The 21,532-nt window shown below is 65.1% G+C and carries 23 protein-coding genes and 1 pseudogene; 5 read left to right on the top strand and 19 right to left on the bottom strand.

All coding sequences use genetic code 11. The features are described from left to right. Position 1 precedes the first annotated feature (1 nt). The 5 genes from OU998_RS05435 to OU998_RS05415 are packed head-to-tail and all read right to left on the bottom strand — an operon-like array spanning position 2 to position 4,901. Positions 2 to 565, bottom strand: coding sequence for a GNAT family N-acetyltransferase (locus tag OU998_RS05435; protein ID WP_267515816.1), 564 nt, complete (start codon positions 563 to 565; stop codon positions 2 to 4). Further along, on the bottom strand, positions 562 to 1,317 hold the full coding sequence (locus tag OU998_RS05430) for a class I SAM-dependent methyltransferase (protein ID WP_267515815.1): 756 nt from the start codon (positions 1,315 to 1,317) through the stop codon (positions 562 to 564). Before OU998_RS05430 ends, OU998_RS05435 begins: the two co-directional genes overlap by 4 nt. A gap of 14 nt (positions 1,318 to 1,331) precedes the next feature. Next, on the bottom strand, positions 1,332 to 2,114 hold the full coding sequence (locus OU998_RS05425) for a phytanoyl-CoA dioxygenase family protein (protein ID WP_267515814.1): 783 nt from the start codon (positions 2,112 to 2,114) through the stop codon (positions 1,332 to 1,334). Continuing rightward, positions 2,114 to 3,181, bottom strand: a complete 1,068-nt coding sequence (locus OU998_RS05420) for a class I SAM-dependent methyltransferase (RefSeq protein ID WP_267515813.1) — start codon at positions 3,179 to 3,181, stop codon at positions 2,114 to 2,116. The genes OU998_RS05425 and OU998_RS05420 overlap by 1 nt, the downstream gene beginning before the upstream one ends. 4 nt (positions 3,182 to 3,185) lie before the next feature. Continuing rightward, positions 3,186 to 4,901, bottom strand: a complete 1,716-nt coding sequence (locus OU998_RS05415; protein ID WP_267515812.1) for a hypothetical protein — start codon at positions 4,899 to 4,901, stop codon at positions 3,186 to 3,188. A 260-nt stretch (positions 4,902 to 5,161) separates the two neighbouring features. On the opposite strand from OU998_RS05415, the gene OU998_RS05410 reads away from it, so the two are divergent. Genes OU998_RS05410 through pseF form a run of 3 tightly spaced genes read left to right on the top strand, consistent with a single transcriptional unit; the run spans position 5,162 to position 8,871 of the window. Next, the gene (locus OU998_RS05410; RefSeq protein WP_267515811.1) at positions 5,162 to 6,982 is read left to right on the top strand and encodes a tetratricopeptide repeat protein; all 1,821 of its coding nucleotides are present in this window, start codon (positions 5,162 to 5,164) and stop codon (positions 6,980 to 6,982) included. Positions 6,983 to 7,018: 36 nt separating this feature from the next. Next, positions 7,019 to 8,179, top strand: coding sequence for a UDP-4-amino-4,6-dideoxy-N-acetyl-beta-L-altrosamine transaminase (pseC, locus tag OU998_RS05405; RefSeq protein ID WP_267515810.1), 1,161 nt, complete (start codon positions 7,019 to 7,021; stop codon positions 8,177 to 8,179). Beyond that, positions 8,176 to 8,871, top strand: coding sequence for a pseudaminic acid cytidylyltransferase (gene pseF, locus OU998_RS05400; RefSeq protein ID WP_267515809.1), 696 nt, complete (start codon positions 8,176 to 8,178; stop codon positions 8,869 to 8,871). The genes pseC and pseF overlap by 4 nt, the downstream gene beginning before the upstream one ends. Before the next feature lie 147 nt (positions 8,872 to 9,018). Here the strand turns inward: pseF and OU998_RS05395 are convergent, their stop codons facing one another. After that, positions 9,019 to 9,549, bottom strand: coding sequence for a DUF1003 domain-containing protein (locus tag OU998_RS05395; RefSeq protein WP_267515808.1), 531 nt, complete (start codon positions 9,547 to 9,549; stop codon positions 9,019 to 9,021). Between the two features lie 29 nt (positions 9,550 to 9,578). Beyond that, positions 9,579 to 10,508, bottom strand: a complete 930-nt coding sequence (locus OU998_RS05390; protein WP_267515807.1) for a DMT family transporter — start codon at positions 10,506 to 10,508, stop codon at positions 9,579 to 9,581. A 95-nt stretch (positions 10,509 to 10,603) separates the two neighbouring features. Between OU998_RS05390 and OU998_RS05385 the strand changes: the two genes are divergently transcribed. Together OU998_RS05385 and OU998_RS05380 are read left to right on the top strand one after the other, a co-directional pair. Continuing rightward, positions 10,604 to 10,882 (top strand): type II toxin-antitoxin system Phd/YefM family antitoxin, encoded by a 279-nt coding sequence (locus tag OU998_RS05385; RefSeq protein ID WP_267515806.1) that lies wholly within the window; start codon positions 10,604 to 10,606, stop codon positions 10,880 to 10,882. Continuing rightward, the gene (locus OU998_RS05380) at positions 10,879 to 11,259 is read left to right on the top strand and encodes a type II toxin-antitoxin system VapC family toxin (RefSeq protein ID WP_267515805.1); all 381 of its coding nucleotides are present in this window, start codon (positions 10,879 to 10,881) and stop codon (positions 11,257 to 11,259) included. Before OU998_RS05385 ends, OU998_RS05380 begins: the two co-directional genes overlap by 4 nt. A gap of 3 nt (positions 11,260 to 11,262) precedes the next feature. Here the strand turns inward: OU998_RS05380 and OU998_RS05375 are convergent, their stop codons facing one another. The 12 genes and pseudogenes from OU998_RS05375 to OU998_RS05325 form a co-directional block, all read right to left on the bottom strand. Beyond that, positions 11,263 to 11,733 carry a DUF2269 family protein gene (locus OU998_RS05375; protein ID WP_267515804.1) on the bottom strand — a complete coding sequence of 157 codons (471 nt, stop codon included), beginning with the start codon at positions 11,731 to 11,733 and terminating at the stop codon, positions 11,263 to 11,265. Further along, the gene (locus tag OU998_RS05370; RefSeq protein WP_267515803.1) at positions 11,730 to 12,983 is read right to left on the bottom strand and encodes an SDR family oxidoreductase; all 1,254 of its coding nucleotides are present in this window, start codon (positions 12,981 to 12,983) and stop codon (positions 11,730 to 11,732) included. The genes OU998_RS05375 and OU998_RS05370 overlap by 4 nt, the downstream gene beginning before the upstream one ends. Then, a pseudogene (locus OU998_RS17050) lies at positions 12,961 to 13,032 on the bottom strand (hypothetical protein); the annotation flags it as partial. The pseudogene OU998_RS17050 and the gene OU998_RS05370, both read right to left, overlap by 23 nt. Further along, positions 13,029 to 13,484, bottom strand: a complete 456-nt coding sequence (locus OU998_RS05365) for a thiol-disulfide oxidoreductase DCC family protein (protein WP_267515802.1) — start codon at positions 13,482 to 13,484, stop codon at positions 13,029 to 13,031. The pseudogene OU998_RS17050 and the gene OU998_RS05365, both read right to left, overlap by 4 nt. Positions 13,485 to 13,502: 18 nt before the next feature. Then, entirely contained in the window at positions 13,503 to 14,006 is a 504-nt protein-coding gene (gene ssb / locus OU998_RS05360; RefSeq protein ID WP_267515801.1) for a single-stranded DNA-binding protein, read from the bottom strand. Between the two features lie 185 nt (positions 14,007 to 14,191). Next, a complete protein-coding gene (locus OU998_RS05355) occupies positions 14,192 to 14,617 on the bottom strand; it encodes a hypothetical protein (protein WP_267515800.1) in 426 nt (141 codons plus the stop codon). After that, positions 14,617 to 15,285 carry a hypothetical protein gene (locus OU998_RS05350; RefSeq protein WP_267515799.1) on the bottom strand — a complete coding sequence of 223 codons (669 nt, stop codon included), beginning with the start codon at positions 15,283 to 15,285 and terminating at the stop codon, positions 14,617 to 14,619. Before OU998_RS05350 ends, OU998_RS05355 begins: the two co-directional genes overlap by 1 nt. 91 nt (positions 15,286 to 15,376) lie before the next feature. Next, a complete protein-coding gene (locus OU998_RS05345) occupies positions 15,377 to 18,070 on the bottom strand; it encodes a transcriptional regulator (protein WP_267515798.1) in 2,694 nt (897 codons plus the stop codon). Positions 18,071 to 18,128: 58 nt separating this feature from the next. Further along, on the bottom strand, positions 18,129 to 18,953 hold the full coding sequence (locus OU998_RS05340; protein WP_267515797.1) for a flagellin: 825 nt from the start codon (positions 18,951 to 18,953) through the stop codon (positions 18,129 to 18,131). A 135-nt stretch (positions 18,954 to 19,088) separates the two neighbouring features. Beyond that, positions 19,089 to 19,382 (bottom strand): hypothetical protein, encoded by a 294-nt coding sequence (locus tag OU998_RS05335; RefSeq protein WP_267515796.1) that lies wholly within the window; start codon positions 19,380 to 19,382, stop codon positions 19,089 to 19,091. Positions 19,383 to 19,468: 86 nt separating this feature from the next. Then, positions 19,469 to 20,236 (bottom strand): flagellin, encoded by a 768-nt coding sequence (locus OU998_RS05330; RefSeq protein ID WP_267515795.1) that lies wholly within the window; start codon positions 20,234 to 20,236, stop codon positions 19,469 to 19,471. A 324-nt stretch (positions 20,237 to 20,560) separates the two neighbouring features. After that, positions 20,561 to 21,340 carry a flagellin gene (locus OU998_RS05325; RefSeq protein WP_267515794.1) on the bottom strand — a complete coding sequence of 260 codons (780 nt, stop codon included), beginning with the start codon at positions 21,338 to 21,340 and terminating at the stop codon, positions 20,561 to 20,563. Between the last annotated feature and the right edge of the window lie 192 nt (positions 21,341 to 21,532).

Below are 21,532 nucleotides of genomic sequence, written 5' to 3'. Positions count from 1 at the left end.
CTCAGCCGGCCCAGTAGCGGTTTTCGGCGACCAGATCGGCATAGTCCTGGCGTGTGACGCCGACGAGGATCCTGTCCCAGCGACGCCCCTCGCGGAAATGCCAGCCTCTTTGCCGGCCCTCCTCGCGCCACCCGCATTTGCCGACATAGAGCCGGTGCGATGCGGCGTTGTATTCGATTATGTCGCCGTCCAGCCTTTCCAGCCGCAGCTCGTCGAAGGCATAGCGCATGATCGTCATGACCGTATCGAGACCATAGCCCTTGCCCTGTGTCTCGGCGGCGCCCAGCATCATGCCGTGGAAGGCGGTCCCATTCTTCCAGTCTATGGCGACGAGGTTGGCTGTGCCGAGCAGCAGGCCGTCTTCCAAGCCTTCGATCGCGAAACGTTGATTCAGCCGGTCGGTCGCCAGACCGTTCAGCCAAGCCTGCGTGCTCGCCTCGCTGGAGGGAAATTGCCAGCCGCCCAACTGCCTCCAAATGGCAGGGTCATTGGCCCAGCGATGCAGCAGCGGAATATCGCTGGGCTCCAGCGCCCGCAGACGTACTCGACGACCTGAAATGCTCATTCTGCAGCCTTTGCGACGACAAAGATGCTGGCGCATTCGCTCGGCCGTTCCTGGCCAAGAGCATAACAGGCTTCGAGGAAATCGTCGCTGATCAGCGGACCTCCAATCAGACCGTTGAACTGGAAATTGGCCAGGGGCTTGTAGAAAATTCCTCCGCTGTGCTCAGCGTTCAGTCCCGCGGCCGCGACGTCGCGTTGCAGGGTGTCCAGCCTGTAGACACGGCGATGACCCGCCGCCTCATCTGCTGCGGACAGGCCTTCCAGATGGCTGAACAAGCCCATTTTCACCGCGATGCGTCGCGACGGAGCCTCGGCGTTGGGCACAACCACATAGAGACGCCCGCCGGGCGCCAGGAGCGCACCCAGTCGACGCAGGGCGGCCACCGGTTCCGCGACGTGCTCCAGCACATGCGAAAATACGATGGTGTCGAACCGCCGATCGGTCTCGTAGTCCTCGAGCAGGGCCTCGATAAGGACCACACGGTCACCCAGCCGTTTGCGCGTGTGGGCGACGAAGGTGGGATCAGGCTCCAGAACCGTCAGGTCGTCATACCGCTCAAGCAGCAGGCTGGTCTGGTCGCCGTGCGCGCAGCCGACCTGAAGGCAAGCGCCGTCCGCGAACCACGGCGAAAAGGCGCGCATCATGTACCCCCGCATCAGGGCGTCGAACGGGGCTGCGCCCTCGCCGTAGGAGGACACGGCCGCCGCCAACCGCTGATGTTCGGCCGAGACGACGGCGCTCGGGTGAGTCATCGGATCTGTCGCGCTCATATCTGATCCGCCTTGAACGACCAGTTTTCGGGGGGTTGATAATAGTCCTCGACGCTAGTCGGCACCCGGGCATGAAACCCCAGAAGTTGGCGCGCTGTCGGCGTCAGGCCGGAATGGGTCTCGACGGGCAGGAAGCGGGGCCAGTCCATATGCGGTTTCATGAATGGGCGGCCAAAACAAAGCGTCAGGCCGCGGCGCAGCGCGGCGCTACGATTGGGCGCCGCGCTATGAACCACCAGGCTGTCGAACAGAATGATGTCCCCCGCCCGGCCGGTAAGAGAAATAGCCTGTTGGGCGAAATGGTCCGCCGAGGGCATGTCCTCTACGCGGTGCGACCCTTCCAGCAGTTGGGTCGCGCCGTTTTCAACGGTGAATTCGTCCAGCATCACCAGCATGTTCAGCGACAGTCTAAAACCGTTGGACCAGGTCCGGATGTCCCTGTGGGGCTTGTGCGTATAGGTCGTGACCCCCGGTGGATGCAGGGTCACCCCGAAATTCAGCAGAATGGTCTTGCCGTCGAAATAGTGCTCGATCTGGTCCATCAAGGGCATGTCCCCGACAAAGCGATCCAGACTGTTGTCCAGGCCGAGCGCGTGATGACCCGCGCCCTCCATATTGGCGGCGACGCCGTTCCGCACCTGGACCAGTCGGCGCTCGGCATAGAGGGCCTCTGCGTCTCGTCCCAAAGCGGCGACCTGGTCTGCGTCCAGCACGCCCTCGAAACGCACCCATCCCAAGGTGCGCATCTGTTCGTCAATCTGGCTCTGATCCAAGGTCATTAGGGTTCCAGTTGGACGAACAAGGCGGTGCCCATGACGAAGCTGCGGGCGATCCGGTCCGCGTGACGCGCGCACCAGGCGTCGCCTACTATTCGAGGCCCATCGCCGAAGGCCCAGACATAGTCGTCAAAGACCACCCAACCTCCAGGCGCCATGTGCGGCGTCCAGTTCTCAACGTCCTCTGTCACCCGCTCCAGAGAATGGTTGCCATCGATATGCAAAAGGGCGATCCGGCCCGCATAGACGGTGCGACCCAAGACCTCGGTCTCTACAGTCAAGCCGGAACAATAGGATTCGGCGGCCACAGTCGATGTCGCGCGAATATAGTTGATTCGCCCGTCCGCGAGGGGCGCGAGATTGGTCTCGAAGATGGTGAGAGCGTCGTCCAGGTTCATGGCTGCGCTGGCCTTGTCCAACATCGCCACGCCCTGCGACAAGGCGTCGGCACGCCATGGATCGACACACAGCACCGGACCAAGATCGTGATGGCGTGACAACAGGGCCAACAGGGCGGCTGACCGGCCCCACCACGACCCGATCTCGACGATATCTCCGGCTGGAACGTGACGCGCGACCTCGATCATCGCCGCGATCTTGTCGTTGTCGGACATGCCGGGCACATCGTCCACGAAACGCAAGAGACCGGCCAGCCGGGGACCGGCGAGACGCGGGGCGCCGCCGCCGAACCAGTCGGGCGCTGTGCTGATCTCGGCTGCGCGGTCCCAGAGGGCGCGGTAAGCCCGCTCCTTGGCCAGAAGCGGCGAGACACTGATCAAGCGGGTCTTCGCCGAGAGCCCCGGAAGAATTTCGGCAAGATGGGCGCTGACGACTTCATGAGGGGAATAGATGGCCGTAACGCCCAGACGCCCGATCAGGCGTCGCAAGGCTTCGGCGAAGTCAGGATCATGGACATAGGGCAGATACTCCCAGCTGTCGTAGCGGCCTGCTTCGGGATTCCACGCAAGAGACGACGCCCCGACGACACGATGTCCCCGCTCGGCCGCCTCGCTCCGGTATTTCAGAGCGTCCGGCGTCCCGGCCGGAAAGACAAGGACCGTTTCGGTCATGACTTCACTGCGCGTCCGCGATCGCACGCGCGTGCATCTCGCGGAAAATACTTTCGAGATTGCGCGTGAAGCCCGCCTCGTCACGGTAGGCCGAGGCGTCGAACGCGGGGCGAACCCGCTGGCGGAGGCCGTCAAGGCGTGAAGCGTCGCTGGTCAGGTCCAAGGCGCGCCTGACGTAGTCGCCCCAGTCGTTCGCGATCAACTCGGTCAGCCCGCACGGCACAAGCGCGGGCAGGCCAATCCGCGAGAAGAAGTCGTCGCCCTTAAGCGTCAGGACCGGCACGCCGTTCGCCAAGGCGTCGCATGTGGTGGTCCCGCCCGTGCAGGGCGAGGGATCGAGCGCCAGATCGATCTCGGAGAAGGCGTTCAGGTAGTCCGCCCCCTTGCTGTGGCCTTGGAACTGCAGTTGTTCGGGGCTGACCCCATAGGCGGAAAATCGAGCCTGCGTGGCCCGTTGCAAGACGGGATCGACGTAGTATCGGTACTTGAATAGCAGCCGGTTCGTCGGACGGGTCCGAAGGATCTCCGCCCAGGCGATCACAGTCTGTTCGCTGATCTTCGCCGGATTGTTGAAGGATCCGAAGGTGACGTAACCGTTGCGCAGCGCCGGCGTCGGCACAGGATCGGGGCGATCCGGCGCCGGTCGATAGGGCGCCATGATGTCGCCCATTCGCCAAATCTTCTCGACGAAATAATCCGCCGTTCCGGGGGCGTCCATGCTGTCGGCGTGCAGCACATAGTCCATGCTGCTCAGTCCGGTGGTCTGCACGAAATTTATCCAGGCCACCTGCACGGGCGCCGGACGATGCCCGAAGACCGATAGCCGGCTGCCAGCCGTGTGACCCCAGACGTCGACGAGGACATCGATCCCATCCGCACGGATTTGCTCGACGACCTCGGTGTCCGGCATCGCCCCGATCGCCCTGACTGTACAGGCTTCTGGCAGGCCGATCTCAACGGATGGATCCGCGCAGTAGAGGAAGACTTCCACAGACGCCGTGTCGTGAGACTCAAGAACGGGAACAAGAAACTGGGCCACTTGATTGCGCGAGAAGCTAGGGCCGACATAGCCGATCCGCAGGCGTCGATTTGCGGCCGACGAATTGGCGACCGTCTTCGTCCCAGATGTGTGTGGCGCGGCGTAGAGCGCGGCCCATTTGCGCGCCTCGTCGGAGACCTGCTTCAGACGGTCAGGCCCGTGAAACAGCGCGTAGATCAGAAAGCCGTGGATTGCAGGCCCGGGAAAGCGCTCGACGGCAAGGGTAAAGACATCAATCGCCTCGGCCATCCGACCCTGATGCTGCATCGAGAGGCCGTAACTGATCAGGACATCCGGGACGAGATTGTCGAAATCCAGCGCATGGCTCAGCGCCAGCGTCGCGGCCCCCATCTGATTGGCGATATACAGCTGTCGCCCCACGGACCCGCAGTAGGCGGGATCGGAGCGGAACCGCTCCATATCTGTGCCGATCTCCTGCATGACCGCCACAGCATGAAGATTGCAAGCATCGATCAGAATTTGACGCGCGAGATTTTCATGTCCGGCGGCAACAAGCGCGCTGTAAAGCCAGTATCGGCTTTCCCAGTCAGCAGGCTTGTTCTGCGTGATGGCGTAGAACAGTTCGACCGCTTGGTCCGCATCTCCACGGGCAAGGGCGCCGCGGCCGTCCTCCAGGGTCGGCGGGAAAGTGACGTCCTCGAGGGCATGGGAAACCGGCATGATGAGCGACCGTCTATCCTTTTATGGTCAAGTTGGTGTGCTTCGTTAAACGAGGCGTTAACGAGACGCTGCAGGTCGCCTGAGCACTGCGTGTCTTCGGAGTCTTCCTGACCGGACAGTCAAATCGCCTGCCCCTCTGCAGAAAGATCACCTGTTGCGCCGTCGCCGCCCATGGGTCCGCTCGCAAGACTTGGCCGAGCGGGCGGGAAAGATCACGTTAACCCTGTTTTGCCACTATGTTTCAATCGAGGAGATAGTTGGTGAACCGGCTCAAAAATTCCGCATCACGACCGCGTCCCATCCTCGAAGGGCTTAAGGGGGATTCGGCCCTATCGGACTCCCTCGCCCGTCTCATAAAGGCCCAGGAAAAAGACAGCCGCGGCGGCGCCAAGCTATCGGCCAAGGCGCAGGCGAGTCGGCGAAAGACCCTGATCCGGTTGAAGACCGGTCTGGAGGCCCTGGCTCGGCAGGACTACGCCACCGCCTCGACGCGTCTTCAGCAGGCGCTCGAGTTGGACGACAGCAATGCCTTGGCCTGGCGGATGCTGGCCGTGGCTTTTGACAAACAGGGCGAGTTCGCCAAGGCGTTCACGGCATATGAAGCCGCCGCTCGGCTGGCCCCCAACGACCTCTCCGTGGTGCGCGAAGTGGGTCAGCTGGCCTATCGTCTCGGCAAGCTGGAGATCGCCGAGAGGCTGTTCAAACGCTTTCTGGCGGGCGAGCCAGGCAATGAAGAGGTCGCCGACAGCCTCGCCTGCGTCTTTCGCGACCAGAACCGATATGATGAGGCGTTCGCCCTGCTGCGCGACAGCATCAACGGCAATCCCGAACACCCGGGTCTATGGAACACCCTCGGCACGGTGTTGAGCGAAAACGGCGATGTTGCTGGGGCGATGGTCTATTATGACGAGGCGCTTCGACTGGATCCAGGCTTCCATAAGGCCCGCCACAACCGGGCCTACTGCCTGACCGTTCTCGGCGAATCCGAAAGGGCGCTCCAGGACATGGACCTTGCCTCGCAAGGCCTGACCGACCCCCGCCAAATTGCCTCCATCCGCCTGGCGAAGGCCTTCACCCAGTTGCTCACCGGCGACCTGGTCGCCGGGTTCGAAAGCTATGAGGCTCGGTTCGATGCGGCTTTGGAAGGCGCCTTTGTCTTCACTGAATTCGGCAGACGTTGGGACCTGGGCGACGACCTGCGCGGCAAGAGCCTGCTGATCTACGGCGAACAGGGCCTGGGTGACGAAGTCCTTTTCGCCAACATCATAAGCGACACCCTGGACGCCCTCGGCCCTGACGGCCGGCTGATCATCGCTGTCGAACGAAGACTGGTGACGCTATTCCAGCGCAGCTTTCCGCAGGCGAAGGTACTGCCGCACAAGACCGTCCGTCAGTTCAACACCCTGTTTCGGACGGTCGATCTGGGCGATCAGCCCGCGCCAATCGACGTCTGGACTCCTATGGCCAGCCTCTTCCGGCGTTTCCGGACCAGCCTCGCCGCCTTCCCCCGCGATCCGGGGTTTCTGGTCCCCGATCCACAACGCGTGGCGCACTGGCGTCAGGTGCTCGAGGACAGCGGGCCCGGCCCCTATGTCGGCGTGCTGTGGAAGAGCATGAAGATGGGCGGGTCGCGCCAGCGCCACTATTCGCCGTTCACCCTATGGAGCCCCGTTCTCGAAACGCCGGGCGTTCGGTTCGTCAACCTCCAGTACGCCAATGCCGAGGAAGACCTGGCGGCGGCCAGGGCGCGCGGGTTCGACATCTGGACGCCGCCCGGCATCGATCTGAAGATGGATCTCGACGAATTGGCCGCGCTCTGCTGCGCGCTGGACACCATCATGGGGCCATCCACGGCGACGACCAATATCGCGGCGGCCGTGGGCGCGCGGGTGTTTGTCAGCGCCGGTCCGGGTTCGTGGACGGGGTTCGGTTCGGATCAAGCGCCCTGCTATCCTTCCGCCCGCATCTTCCACGCCGCACAGTTCGATCAGTGGGAGCAGGTAATGCGGCAGATGGCCGAGGCCCTGAGCGAGGAACTTCTGTCGGATCACACGAGCGGATCGCGGCCTGATGCGGCCTGAAATCATTCGGGCGCTGACGGCGCAGGGCCGCTGAACATGGAGCCCAAAGGCTTCATCCCTTACGGTCGCCAGTGGATCGACGCGGACGATGAGCGCGCCGTGCTCGCCGCGCTCCGATCCGACTTTCTGACCCAGGGCCCGGCGACGCCCCAGTTCGAGGCCGAGCTTGCCGCCTATGTCGGCGCCCGGTTTGCGGTTGCGGTGAGCAACGCCACCGCTGGCCTTCATCTGACGATGGCGGCGCTGGATCTCAGTCCCGGCGAGGGGATCACCAGCCCGATCACCTTCGTGGCGACGGCCAACGCCATGGCCTATGTGGGATTAACCCCGGTGTTCGCCGATATTGACGCGGAGACCCTGAACCTGTCGCCTGCGGCCACGCGCGCCGCAATGACGGATCGAACCCGAGTCATCGCGCCAGTCCATTTCGCCGGCCGTCCGGCCGACATGGCCGCCTTTCGCGAAATCGCCGACGAGGCCGGAGCCCGCATCGTCGAAGACGCCGCCCATGCGATCGGCTCCGAACATGGCGACGGCAAGGTGGGCGACTGCCGACACTCGGACGCGACCGTCTTCTCGTTTCATCCCGTCAAGACGATGACGACGGGCGAAGGCGGCGCGGTGACGACCAATGATCCGGCGCTGTACGAACGCCTGCTTCTCCTCCGCTCACACGGCATCACGCGTGACCCCGCCCGCTTGTCAGAGCAGCCCGGAACCTGGTGGTACGAACAGCAACTCCTGGGATTCAACTATCGTCTGACCGAAATCCAGGCGGCCCTGGGCTCGAGCCAGTTGAGGAAGCTGGATCGCTTCATTGATCGTCGACTCGCCATCGTCGATCAGTATCAGGCCGCATTCGAAGAGTTGGACTGGCTTCGTCCGCCGCGCCGAGAGCTCAACCGCACCGGATACCACCTGTTCGTCGTCCAGATCGACTTCGAGCGTATCGGCCGGTCCCGCGCCGAGGTGATGGCCGACCTCGCCGCCTTGGGCGTCGGGTCGCAGGTGCACTACATCCCCGTTCCGCATCAGCCCTGGTATCGTCAGACCTACGGCGAGCCGGCGCGCCTCCCGGCCGCCGATCGCTACTACGAAACGGCGCTCAGCCTGCCGCTTTTCCCCGCCATGACCGACGAGGAGGTGGAGCGCGTGATTTCTGCGGTGAAGGGCCTGGCGTCGGGGGGTATGGCGTGAAGGCCCTGGCTGTCATTCCCGCGCGCGGAGGCTCCAATCGGCTGCCTGGCAAGAACATCCGCGACTTCGCCGGCAAACCGATGCTGGCCTGGTCGGTCGAGGCTGCGCTCGAAAGCGGCCTGTTCGATACGGTCATGGTGTCCACCGACAGCGAGGAGATCGCCGAGGTGGCCCGCGCCGCCGGAGCCAGCGTCCCCTTCCTGCGCAGCGCCAGGACCGCCGACGATCATGCGATCATCCTCGAGGTGATGGCCGAAGTCGTCGATCGCTACGAGGCGGACGGCCAGCGGTTCGATCGCCTGTGCTGCATTTCGGCGACGGCGCCGCTCTTGCGCTCCTCGACGTTGAAGCGCGCCGCCGATCTGATGGACACCGGGGATTTCGATACGGTCTTTCCCGTCGTCGCCTTCGACTATCCGATCCAGCGCGCCCTGCGCCGCGACATGCACGGCCGGACGGCGATGCGGCGCCCCGAACACTACGCCAGTCGATCGCAGGACTTGGAGCCCGCCTATCATGACGCGGCTCAGTTCTACTGGATGACCCGCGAAGTCTGCGTGACAAAACAGCCGACATTCGCCGGCCGGGCCGGCAGCTTCGTCATCGATGCAATGGAGGCACAGGACATCGACACGCCGACGGACTGGCGGCTGGCCGAGCTGAAGATGCAACTGGCCAAGTCAGGTCAGTAGGCGGCCTGGGCGTTGAAGGCGCGCGTCTCCTCGACCGTCAGGAAGTGGGGATCGGCGATTCAGCCGCATTGCGTCGGGAGGTGGCGCACAGCCCGATCCGCATCCGATCCTCGGGCTTGACCCGAGGATGACGGAGTATTTGGAACGTCAGCGCCCCTTTTCGGCCAGCAGCCGCTCGATCATTTCGGTCTGCTCCTGCTGGCGGGCGGTCAGGTGTTCGACCTTGTCCAGCAGGGCCATGATCTCGATCTCGGCCTTCAGGTTGACCTGATAGTCGTTGCCGACATCGAGACGGTCCTTCGCCGCCTGACGGTTCTGGCTCATCATGATGATCGGCGCCTGGGCCGCTGCGATCATCGACAGCATCAGATTCAGGAAGATGAAGGGATAGGGGTCGAAGGCGTCCCGCCGCAGGGCCAGGTTCAGCAACGACCAGGCCACAAGGAACAGTCCGAAGGCGATCAGGAAGGTCCACGACCCGCCGAACGTCGCCACCCGGTCGGCCAATCGATCGCCGAAGGTCTGGCGGTCGTCGAAGGCCTCGTTGACGTCCTCAGAGATCGGGCGGCGCTCGGCCGCGCTGCGAACGACGCTGGCCGCGTTGGCGGGGAGTTCGTGCGTCGCCTTGCCCAGCCAGCGGCGGGAGACATGGTCGGCGTCGATGGGGGCGTGGTTCACGGCGGTCTCCTGAAAGGCTCAGGAGACGATCAAGCCTTGGCGGCGCCCGCGCGCAAGCCCCGCTCGGCCAAGGCGACCAGGGCCACCCCGCCCATGGTGATGGCCGAGCCGGTCAGGATCTGCGGCGTCAGGATGTCGCCCATCAGCCCCCAGCCGATCAGTATCGACACCACCGGCGTCACCAGCAGATAGGGGGTCACCCGCCCCGCCTCACGCCTTTGCACCAGCCAGAACAGAAGCGTGGTGGCCAGGACCGACGAGGTGATCCCGGCCCACAGCAGAGCGGCCCAGACCATGGGGGTGGCGGACTTCACCGCCTCCCATTGCCCGTGCTCGAACACGGCAGATCCAAAGGCCATGACCGGGAAGGCCCCCAGGGCCAGCAGACCCTGCATCTTCAGCGGCGGGATGGAGGTGGTGCGTCGCGCCACGACGGTCGTCACGCCCCAGGCCGCGCCGGCGGCGATGGCGACCAGGATGGCCTTCCAGTCCTGCAAGGCATGGGCGTCCAGCGTCATCCAGGCGACGCCGACAAAGGCCACCCCCATGCCGATCAGGGCGGCCTTGCTCAGCCGCTCGCCCAGGATCAGGAAGGCGAACAGGGTGGTGAAGGGAATCCATAACTGGTTGGCCACGGTCACAGGGCTGACGTCGGTGGCCATCCAATAGGCGGTGTAGGCTAGGCCGTACTGGATCGGCCCTCCCAGGATGACGATCAGGGTCAGGCTTTTCCAATCCGGGAAGGGCGGCCGAACGAAGACGAGCAGACAGGCGGTGGCGATGCCGAACCGGATGGCTCCCACCAGCAGCGGCGGCAGGGTCTCGGTCGCCAGCTTGGCCCCCGCATTGTTCACGCCCCAGACGACGATGATCGCCACGATGGCGGCGATTTCCAGCCCGGTCAGGGCATGGGGCTTGGCGGGCGCCGGGGCAGATGGGGCGGGGGCGACGTCGGTCATGCCCGCCTATCGCACGGCCTGAGCCGCTTCGCCTGTCAAATGGCGTGTCGGCGCGTTGCATTGACATGTACAGGCCTCGAGCGCAGCCTGTACATATGACCGAAGTCACCCTGACCGCCCTGCGCAAGGACCTGTTCCGGCTGGTCGACAGCGTGCTGGAAACCGGCGAGCCGCTGGTGATCCGGCGCGGCGGTCGGCGGCTGACCCTCATCGCCGAGACGCCCGCCAAGCCGACGACGCCCGAGGAACGCTGGGACGCCTATATGGCGCAAGGGGTGCGGGAGGGTTGGGAAGACTGCCCCGACGATATCGACACCAACAAGAGCCACTGGACCTGGGATCCGGACACCAAGTTCGATTTCGGCGATAAGTGACCCATCTCGACACCCAGGTCGCCCTCTGGCTCTATTATCGACTGGATCGGCAGATCAGCCGCCCGGCGCAGGCGCAGTTGGCGCAGGCGCGCGACTTGCGTTTGTCCCCCTTGGTGCTGGTGGAGATCGAAATCCTGATCGAGATCGGTCGGGTCAAGCTGAAGACGGCCGATCTTCTGCTTCGGGACCTTCAGGACCGACTGGACCTGGCGTTGTCGGACGCCTCAATGACCGCCGTATCCGAGGCCGCCTGTCGCTTCGCCTGGACGCGCGACCTGTTCGACCGGCTGATCGTCGCCAACGCCATGGCCGACGGCGCCACGCTGATCACGGCCGACCAGATGATCCTGCGCCATTTCGACAAGGCGGTCTGGTAGGCCTCAGAAGGTGGGCTTGGCGACCATCAGCCAGTAGATGGCCAGGACGCCGGCGAAGGCGGGCCAGCCCAGGGCGAACCACCAGCGGAACAGGCGATGATAGGCGGGCGGCAGGGGCGCCCCCTGCCCTGCCGCCTGCTCGGCCAGTTTCATCATTCGATACTGGATCCAGACGACCGGCAGCCAGCAGACCCCGACGAAAACATAAAGACCATAGGCGACCAGCAGCCAGGGACTGGTCAGGGACCAGCCCTGCAGATGGATCAAGCCCAGGCCGCTGATGGGCTGGACCACCACCGCGCTGGTGGTGAAGACGAAATCGGCCAGGACCACGATACGGCCGACCTCGGCCACCGTGCGGGCGTCGCGTGTGGCGTGGGCGCGGAGCATGAAGAAGGCGATGCCCGCCCCCGTGCCGAACAGGACGGCGCCGGACAGGATGTGGATGATCTTCAGCGCGAAATAGAGGCTCATCGGCGGGCGTCCGTTGCAGCGACGAACAGGCAGAGCGCCATCATGGGCAGGACCTTGAGCCACGGCCCCAAGGGGTCGATCCAGTAGTGCGGCAGGCTGAGCGTGCCCGCGATCAGATAGCCGACGGTCGCCAGACACATGAAGACCGCCACCCGCGCCGTCCACGGCCGCACGAACAGGGCCAGCCCAAGAACCACGTCCAGCAAGGCGCCCCACCCGGCCACAGGCCCGGCCCATCGGCCGTAGCCGCCTTCGTGCAGGATGGAGACCGCGCCGCTCCAACCCGGGCCGAAACTGATCAGGCCGGTGATCAGCCAGAACAGGCCCAGGGTCAGGATCGAAATCGGGCGGACGAACCACAGGCGGGCGTGCCAGACGTCCTGGACCGAGGCCGGGGTCTCGGCCAGGAAGCGGGAGAAGCCGCGCGACGACACGCCGAGGCGCTCGGCCCAACCGCTGTCGTGGCCGGAGACGTCATGGTCCATCTGGCGCATGGCCGTGGTGCGGATCGGCGAGGACCAGCCTAACCGCCCCAGCAGATCGCCGACCGCCAGGGCCGGAGCGGCCAGGGCGCGCGGGACGCGCACCACCGGCGCCGGCTTCAAGCTGAGCCAGCCGCGATAGAGGCGCACCGTCTGGGCCAGGGTCACCGCCTCCGGTCCCGGCATGTCCAGGGTCAGACCCGACGGGGCGCCGGGCCGCAAGGCCGCGACGATGGCGGCGGTCAGGTCGCCGAGAGGAATCGGACGGAAGGTCTGGTCTGCGCCCACCACCGGTGAAAACAGCGGGAAGGCCGCCAGCGCCCGGATCAGGCCCGTGCCGCCGAAGGCCGCCCGGTCCACCACCAGCGACGGCCGCAGGATCAGCCAGTCGAGCGCGCTGTCAGCGACCAGTCGTTCGGTCTGCGCCTTGGTGCGGGCGTAGTCGGTGCCGGCCGCTTCATCGGCGCCGACGGCGGAGATGTGGATCAACCGAGACACGCCCGCCGCCTCGCAGGCGGCGATCAGGGCGCGCGGCCCGTCGATATGGGCCGCGCGGGTGCTGTCGCCGCCGCCGTCCTGCAAGACGCCGACGCAGTTCACCACAGCCGACACCCCGTCCAGAAGGGGCGCCCAGGCCTGGGCGGTCGTCAGTTTCGAAAAGTCGGCGACGATCCAGTCGAAGCTCGGGGCGCGACGAGACGGTTCGGCGATAACGCCGCGCGCCCGCGCGCACGCGCCAGCCTTCAACAGACAGGGCGGCCGCGACATGGGAGCCGATGAAGCCGTTGGCGCCCAGCACCAGCACCCGTCCGCTCATCCCAGCACTCTATCCTTCAGATCGACGCCCGCCGGAGGCAGGGCGCACCAGGTCGGACCGGGAAACCGCCGACGGCGGCGCGCCACAAAATCATACAGCCGGTCGCGAATGAACTGCGGGACGATCCGCCCGATGCTCGCCCAGCGATAAGGCACGGGCAGCTGGGCGGCGATGGCCAGAACCGCGTCGGATCGCTCGCGCGCCACGCCGTCCTGGATCAGCAGCATGGTCGCCGGATCCTGGGGATCAACGCCGTAATGCGTCAGAAGCGACTGCCCCAGCGCCGACTGCGTCGGGGCCAGCCGGAACAGCCCGGCCCGGTCGGCCTTCAGGATCTTGCGCGCCGAGCCGGAACAGAGCGCGCAATCGCCGTCAAACAGGACCAGGGGCCGGTCGTCCGGGAAGGCCGGGACGGCGGGATCCTCACGATAGCTGTAAGGCCCCCGCCCCATGGTTGGTTCGGATCGACCTTAGAACGGAATGTCGTCGTTCAGGTCGTAGCTTTCCTTGGGGCCGCTGGGCTTGTTGGCGCCGCCGGTGGAGAAGCCCGAGGAATAGTCGTCGTCGCCGCGACCACCGCCGCCGCCGCCGTAACCGCCGCCCTGAGAGGCGCCGCCTTCAGCGCGGCCGCCCAGCATGGTCAGCTCACCCTTGAAGCGGCTGACCACGATCTCGGTCGAATATTTCTCGACGCCCTGCTGGTCGGTCCATTTGCGGGTCTGGAGCGCGCCCTCAATATAGACGGTCGAGCCCTTCTTCACATAGTTCTCGACCACCTTGACGATGTTGTCGTTGAAGATGACGACCCGGTGCCACTCGGTCTTTTCCTTGCGCTCGCCCGAGGACTTGTCGCGCCAGGTTTCCGAGGTGGCGATCGACAGGTTGGCGATACGGTCGCCGTTCGGCATCGACCGGATTTCAGGATCGCGGCCTAGATTGCCGACCAGAATGACCTTGTTGACGCTGCCCGCCATGGAAACTTCCTTCTCGTAGGGAGCGGCGAGTCCCTCGCCTGCTCCGTAATTCAGCCGGATGTCTTAGAGCCGCCGCCGGTCGCCGCCAGCCGCATTCGACATCAGACCCGCCAAACCGGTGGATGGATTAACAGTTTGTTCCACCTTTGTTCGATTTCCGCAAGCCCTTGGCCGGCGCCGGCCCTCTACTTGGTCTCGGGCGGCGGCGCGGCGATCGCGGTGGGGCGGCCGGTGTCGTCGCGCTGGATGGCGCCGGGAATGGCCAGACGGCCGTCGCCGGTGCGGGCCATGGCGAAGAAGCGGCTGCCCGTCAGGCTCTTGCCGAACTTCACACCCTCGCGGTCCACAAAGATGAAGCGCCCCTGATAGGCGCCGGCGACCTCCTGGTTCGAGCCGCCCATGCGCAGGAAGCGCAGACGCATCTCCTCCAGCTGGCCGGCGCAGAGTTCGATCTGGGTGACGTTTTCACCCATCTTCTGCAAACGCGGGGCCTGGCCTTCCGGGGTGGCGACGAAATAGCAGACGCCGGGTGCGAACTCGTACTTGGGCTGGTTGCTGCACGCCGCCAGAACAGCGGCGACGGCGATGGCGGAGACAGCGAAGACGCGCATCAGTTCAGACCCGGGAATTGGCAGTTACGGTCCTGCTCCGCCAGGGTGCGGAAGCGGCTGTTGTCGCCCGACTGCTCCACTCGACGCGGGACCAGACGCAGGGTGGTGTCGCCCCAGCGGCCGTACTGGGCGTCGCCCGGACGGACGCAGGTTCCGGCGTACAGGGCCTGGACGCAGGCGTTCAGGCTCATGCCGCTGGACAGGACGCGCCAGTCCGACCCGGAGTGGCGCAGGCACTGAGAACCGGACGGCGTCGGCGCGGGCGTACTGGGCGCGGCGGCTTCGGCGCTGGGCGCAGGCGCGGCCTCGGCCATCTCGACCGGCGGCAGTTCGGGCGGCGGAGCGAAGGCGGCGGTGGGCGCGGCGGCCAGGGCGCCCGTCTCGTCGATGCCGACATCCAGGGCGTCGGTGGCCAGGCCGTTGCGCTGGGCGCAGTCAGCCAGGGTCGCCATGCCGACGAACTGACCATCGACGAAGCAGCGCAGCTCGCGCGTCGGCTCCAGCGAAGGGGCGTCGGCCAGATCGACCGTCAGACCGCCCTTGGCGGCGGGCGGGGCCTCTGGCGTCTTGCCGCCGCCGGTGAAGATCAGGGCCAGCACCACGGCGGCGATGATCACCAGACCTGCGCCGATGGCGATGATGACGCGATTGTCGTTCGGAAGGGCCATAAGGGGCTTTCGCAACTGAGGCGCCCAATAACCCGGAACGGGCGCCGGGCGTCAACCGCCTAGCCGCGCCGACCGAGGTCAGATCGGCGGATCAGGCCGTCAGACGGGTAAGGGCCGCCTGGAAATTGGCCAGCTGGGTTTGCTGATAGGCGGTCGACGACTTGTTGCCGGTTTGGGTGTTGGTGATGGCTGCGGTCGACGGCGCCAGCGACTTGTAGGCCGACCTTACCGATGTCAGGGCGTTGGCGAGGGCGGCGTTCGCCGCCTTGATGGAGTCGGCGTTGCTAAGGTTCAGCGCACTGGTCAGATTGAGACCGTAGGCCTTCTTTTCCTTGTCGCCCGTGTTCCCGATATAGCCCGGCGACAGGCCCAGGGCGCCCAGGGCGTCCTTGCCGACCGCCCCTGACGAGACGGTGGCGCCTTGTTTGCCGTCGGCGGCCTTGATCTCGATCCGTTCGGTCGGCGGCGAGACCTTTTTGTCCGTGACCACGGTCGCGATGAGTTGGCGGTTGGACGCGCTGGTGATCTTCTTGGCGAGGCTGGCCATCGTCTCGTTCGCGGCGATGGTGACGGTGATGGCCCGCGTGCCGTTGCCGGGCGTGATGCTGAACTGATCGCCCGCGCGGGCGGCGGTGGCGACGGTCAGCAGCTTGGAATCCGACTGCATGATCTCGCCCTGCGGCAGACCCAGCTTGTCCAGCACGCTGGCGCCGCCGGACACGACCGTCAGGCTGCCCGTCACGGCCTGGTCGCCCTGGGCGCGCCAGGTCTGGCTGTATTCGACGGCGCCGGTCAGAGGGTCCAACCGCGCTAGATAGGCCTGGGTCGGATCGGTCTTGGCCGCATCGCCGGGACGGTCTGCGACGCCGGTGATCCAGACCTTGCCGTCCTTGACCTGAACATCGGACGCCGTATCCACGCCGGCGCCGCCATAATAGGTCAGCCGCTCGTTGGCGGAGGGCTGAAGGTCAGGATCCAGAACCGCCACGAACACGTCCGTGCCGCCTGCATGAGAATTCGTCGCGCCGCCGACGTCCAGGGCGGCGTTGTCGGTCTGACCCGTCAGGATGACCTGACCATTGTCGACCGTGATCCCGGCGATCGCGCCCTGAGCCGCGCCCAGATCGCGGCTCGACGCCAGGGTCGGGGCGCCCGAGGCGTCCAGCGTGAACTGTCGGACCATGATCCGACCGTTCTCCACCCCGGCGGTATAGAGGTTCGACCCCGAGGTCGTCATGGCCTGGACATTGTCGTCGCCGGCCGTGCCGAACTGGGCCGCGCCCACCATAAGACCACTGAGCGGCGAAGTCGGGGTCAGGCGTTGCTCGTCGAACGCCTGGAGGTAGCCGTCCCATCCGCCCAGCGCGCCCTCGGCGCCCGGCATCATGGAGCGCGACCGACCGGCGACATAGACCGTGCCGTCGGCGCCGAAACTGACCTCGGTCGCCTCATCGGCCGCCTTGGCGCCGCGACGCTGGGTCCAGACCTCCTTGCCCGAAGCGTCGAAGACGGTGACGAAACTGTCTGCGACAGCGGCGTCTTCGCCGCTCTTGCCGGCGTCCAGGGCGCCGGTCACCGAGCCGGCGACCGCGATCCGGCCGTCGTCGGCGATGGCGAGCGAGAAGCCGTTGGCGCTGGACGCCGCCCCCAGCAGCTTGGTCTGGGTCAGATTCCCGGCGGAATCAAACTTCATCAGGGCGACGTCGCGCTGCCCCTTGATCGGCTGGCCATCCTCTCCCTCGGTCAGGTCGGCCAGCACCCAGACCGAGCCGTCGGCGGCCACGGCGCTGTCGCGCACGGCGGCGACACCCTCCGGCAGGGCGACCTGGCCGGCCCTTCCCTCGACCCAGAAGGTCTCGCCCAATCTCTGCGTCGCCGTCGGCGCGCTTCCCCCCTCGGTCTGGAACTTCAGGAGTTCCGCTCCACCGCCGGTGGTCTGGGTGACGTAGACGGCGTCGGACGTCTCTGCTGCGGAGAATGAGACGGTTTCGCCCGCCCCGCCCCACACCTTCAACGCCCACTGATCCGGGCCCGCCGGCAATGTGACGGTCTTGTCCCCCACCTTGACCGTCTTGGCGACGCCGGGAATCTGCTCGCGCCCGATGCGGGTCTCCACGCCCGCCGCGTCCAGCTGTTCGTTCATGAAGGCGGTGACATTGTCGAATGTGCGGGGGGTCGACCCCATGTCGGCCAGGTCGATGTCGATAGTCGTCTGCGCGCCGCCTGAGATCGAGACGCCGATGGAGAAGCGCACGTCCCCTTCGAAGGCGTCGACCGTCTCGGTGAGCGCCCCCTCATGCACCGGTGCGGTGATGAAGGTGCTGGAGGTCTTCTCGATGGCCGCAGTCGTCTTGACGGTGTTCTGGGCGACGCCGTCGGCCATCCTGAAGCCTTCAAACTTCGCCGTGGCCAGATAGGCCGAAAGCTCGGCCAGCCCTGAGGCGAACCGCTTGTTCAGCAGAGCGGATTCCGACTCGCTGACGCCGCGGGTGGCGGCCCGGTCCGCCAGGGCGGACAGCGTGTTGAGCGCCTGATAGGTGGTGAACAGCTTGCGATAGTCGTCGGAGGCTGAGGCCAGATCGACGTCCACCGCCGCCTCGTTGACGATCCGACGGCCCGCCAGGGCCGACCGCACCATTTCGCTGGCGGTCGGGACGTTCTCCGTCGCCGTCCAGGGCGCTGTAGGCTGGGTGCGCTTGGTTGAAGTCGTAGACGTGCTTGACGAGGAAGACGCCGTGGTCGTCGTCACCCCATACAGTCCCAACAGATAGCTGTTGTTGATCATCGATCGGCTCCGCTATCCAAGATGCGCCGAAGGCCGATAACGAACTCTTAAGTCGGGCCTAGTTCTGGAACAGCGACAGAATGACCTGTGGCGCCTGGTTGGCGATCGACAGGGCCTGCACGCCGAGTTGCTGCTGAACCTGAAGCGCCTGCAATCGCGCGCTTTCCTTAGCCAGGTCGGCGTCGACCAGATTGCCGATACCCGCCTCCAGCGAATCGGACAGCTTGCTGACGAAGGTGGTGTGGCGTTCGATCTGCTTGGCCTCGGCGCCCAGCTCCGCCAGCCGGGAACTGGCCGTCGCGATGGCCGCGGTGACGGCGGTCAGGGCATCTTCCGCATTGGCCTGAGTGGTCAGATCTTCGCCGGTCAGCGTCAAGCCAGCGACCGTCATGTTCTGACGCGTCATGGAAATGGTTTCGGTCGCGTCGGCGTTGGCCAGAAAATCGAGCGCGGTCGTGGACGCCCCGTCCAGAATGTTCGCGCCGTCGAAGGTGGCGTTGTCAGCAAAGGAATCGATCGAGCCCAGCAGCGCCTGGAACTCCTGGTCGTAGGAGGCCCTGGTCGCAGCCGTGGCGCTGGGGTCAGCCGCCGCCGTCGCCTTGGCCTTCAGTTCAAGAAGCAGATCGGAAATCTGCTCGCCCGCCGCCAGCGACACGTCTGCGATCGAGGTCGCGCGGTTCAGGCTGGTCGTCACCGACTCCAGCGACCCCTTGTCCGCCCGCTGCGCCTGAGCGACCGCCCAAACGGCGGCGTTGTCCTTGGCGCCCTGAACCTTCAGGCCAGTGCTGACCCGGCCCTGCGTCGACGCCAACTGGTCGTTGGTGCGGTTCAGGTTCTGAAGGGCGATCATCGCCGAGGTGTTGGTGTGTACGCTAGTGGTCATGGCTTCAAGCCCCGGACTTCTGTTCCCTACAGGATTAACCATGAGTCGTGAGCGTATGGTTAACGCCGAAGAAACCACGATAGCGCCGTCCGGCGAACCGGCGGCGTTGCAGTCTTTGACCTGAACAGCCTTCGTCTAGACGGAGGTTTTCAGCACATTTCCGCCCCGGTAGCTGGGGTCGTCTGCGAGAGTCTGAACGACTTCCCGCGGCAGTTTCAGCACGACCTTGCCCGTGATCGGATCACTGATCGTGTATACAAAGCGACCGTTTTCGGCGGACTCGATGGTCAGGCGATAGTTGTTCGCTTTCGCCGCTTCCTCGGCCTGCAGCGAAGGCTGAGACGGCGTGGGGGTCGGGGTAGGAGTGACGTCGGCAGGATCGGGTGGAAAGAAGTTTACCGAGGACACGCTCGCGACATTGTCAGCCATGGCTCCTCGCGCGGACGATCCGCGCCCTTCTGGATTTAAACGGAAGTGAAGGGCCGGAGCGACGTAGGCCGCTCCGGCCGCTCATCTTAACGGAACAGGCTCAGCAAGATCTGGCTGGACGAGTTCGCGATCGACAGCGCCTGCACGCCGAGCTGTTGCTTGGTCTGCAGGGCGGTCAACTTGGCGCTTTCCTTGGCCAGATCTGCGTCAACCAGGTTGCCGATACCGGCTTCCAGGGCGTCTTCCATCTTGCTGGCGAAGGTGACCTGACGGTCCAGCGACTTCGACTGCGAGCCCAGGGTCGCCATGTCGGCCGTGAAGGCCTCGATCGCGGTCTGGACTTGAGCAGCGGTGGCGCCGGCCGGTGTGCCGTCGGCGGGCGAGGCCATGCCGACCGTGAACGACGTCGCCGAAGTATCGGTGACCACTGAAGCCGAAGCGGTCCACAGATTTTCGCCGTCGAAGTTGGCGCCGGCGAGAGCGCTGTCGATTTCGGTCTGCAGGGCGTCGTAGTCGGCTTGCAGAGCCGTGGTCGTGGCGGAGGAACCGCCGGCTTCGATGGAGACGGCCAGCGACTTCATTTCCGTCAGGGCCGCGACGACAGTCTCGCCGGCCGCCAGAGCGACGTCGACGATGGACTGACCACGTTGCAGCGATTGCTTGACGGCCCCTTGGGCCGCCATTTCAGCGCGCTGGTTGGTGGCGATGGCGAAGATGGCGCCGCTGTCCTTGGCGGACGAAACGTTCTGACCGGTGCTTACGCGGCCTTGCGTCGTGGCCAGGGACTTGTTGGTGGCGTTCAGGCTCTGAAGAGCGATGTTGGCGCCATAGTTCGTGTTAACGCTGTTAGCCATTTTGGCTGTCCTTTTCACTTCGTGATGTCCGGCGTCATTTTAACAGCCGGGAGCTTTTTGCCCGATTGAAGTGAAGCAATTGCCGGGCCAAGAACCGTTAACCCGACCTCGCTCAAGTCATTGTTTCTTCTACGTTATACTGTTGTTTAGATTAATCCATCCCGGCAGATTTCGCCTAGCGGGGCAGATTTTGCCGACTGGGTAGGAAAAATCTGCCGGGCAAAAGCTGCCAACCAAGCAAGAAGGCGGCCGGACCGAGGTCCGACCGCCTTTTTGACGTTTGATTGTGAGGCGCAGGCCAGAGAGGCCGATACGCCCGCGAGGTTAGGATCGGAACAGGCTGACCAGGATCGAGCTGGCCGAGTTGGCGATCGACAGGGCTTGGACGCCCAGTTGCTGCTTGGTCTGGAGCGCGGTCAGGCGCGCGCTTTCCTTGGCCAGATCGGCGTCGACCAGGTTGCCGATGCCGGCTTCGACAGCGTCTTGCAGCTTGCTGGTGAAGGTCACCTGGCGATCCAGAGACTTGGACTGGGTGCCCATGGTCGCCAGATCGGCCGTGAAGGCGTCGATCGCGGTCTGGACAGCCGCTGCGGTCGTAGCCGTGGGCGTGCCGTCGCTGGCGGCGGCGATGCCGATGGAGAAGGTGCCGCCGGAGGTGTCGGTGATGACGCCGGTCACGGCGCCGTCGGTCCACAGGTTGACGCCGTCGAAGTTGGCGCCGGCCAGGGCGCTGTCGATCTCGGTCTGCAGAGCGTCGTAGTCGTTTTGGAGCGCGGTGGCCGTCGCGGAGCTGCCGCCGGCTTCGATGGCCACGGCAAGGGCCTTCATTTCAGTCAGGGCGGCGACGACGGTGTCGCCGGCGGCGAGCGCTACGTCGACGATCGATTGGCCGCGTTGTTGCGATTGCATCACGGAGTTGAGCGCGCCCATTTCGGCGCGTTGATTCGTCGCGATGGCGAAGATCGCCCCATTATCTTTGGCGCTGGAAACCTTCATTCCCGTGGAGACACGGTTCTGCGTCACGTCCAACATCTTGTTGGACGCGTTAAGGTTTTGCAGCGCGACCATGGCGCCGACGTTCACGTTGATGCTGTTGCTAGCCATTTTGGCTGTCCTCTTCACTTCGTGTGATGTCCGGCGCCATTTTAGCGCCAGGAGCATTTTGCTCGACCTCTAGAGAGCAAGGGCGGGGCCAGACAGAAACGGGCAAACCGGCACACTTTAATACTGATTTCATTGATTTTTTTCAGATCGCCCTCGCCAAGACCCGGCAATTCTCGACACACGGCGGCACAA

The sequence above is a fragment of the Brevundimonas sp. SL130 genome, from assembly GCF_026625805.1.
In the GTDB taxonomy this organism is placed as follows: Bacteria; Pseudomonadota; Alphaproteobacteria; order Caulobacterales; family Caulobacteraceae; genus Brevundimonas.
The sequence above is the reverse complement of the archived record's forward strand: the minus strand, read 5'-3'. Positions and strand labels throughout refer to the sequence as shown.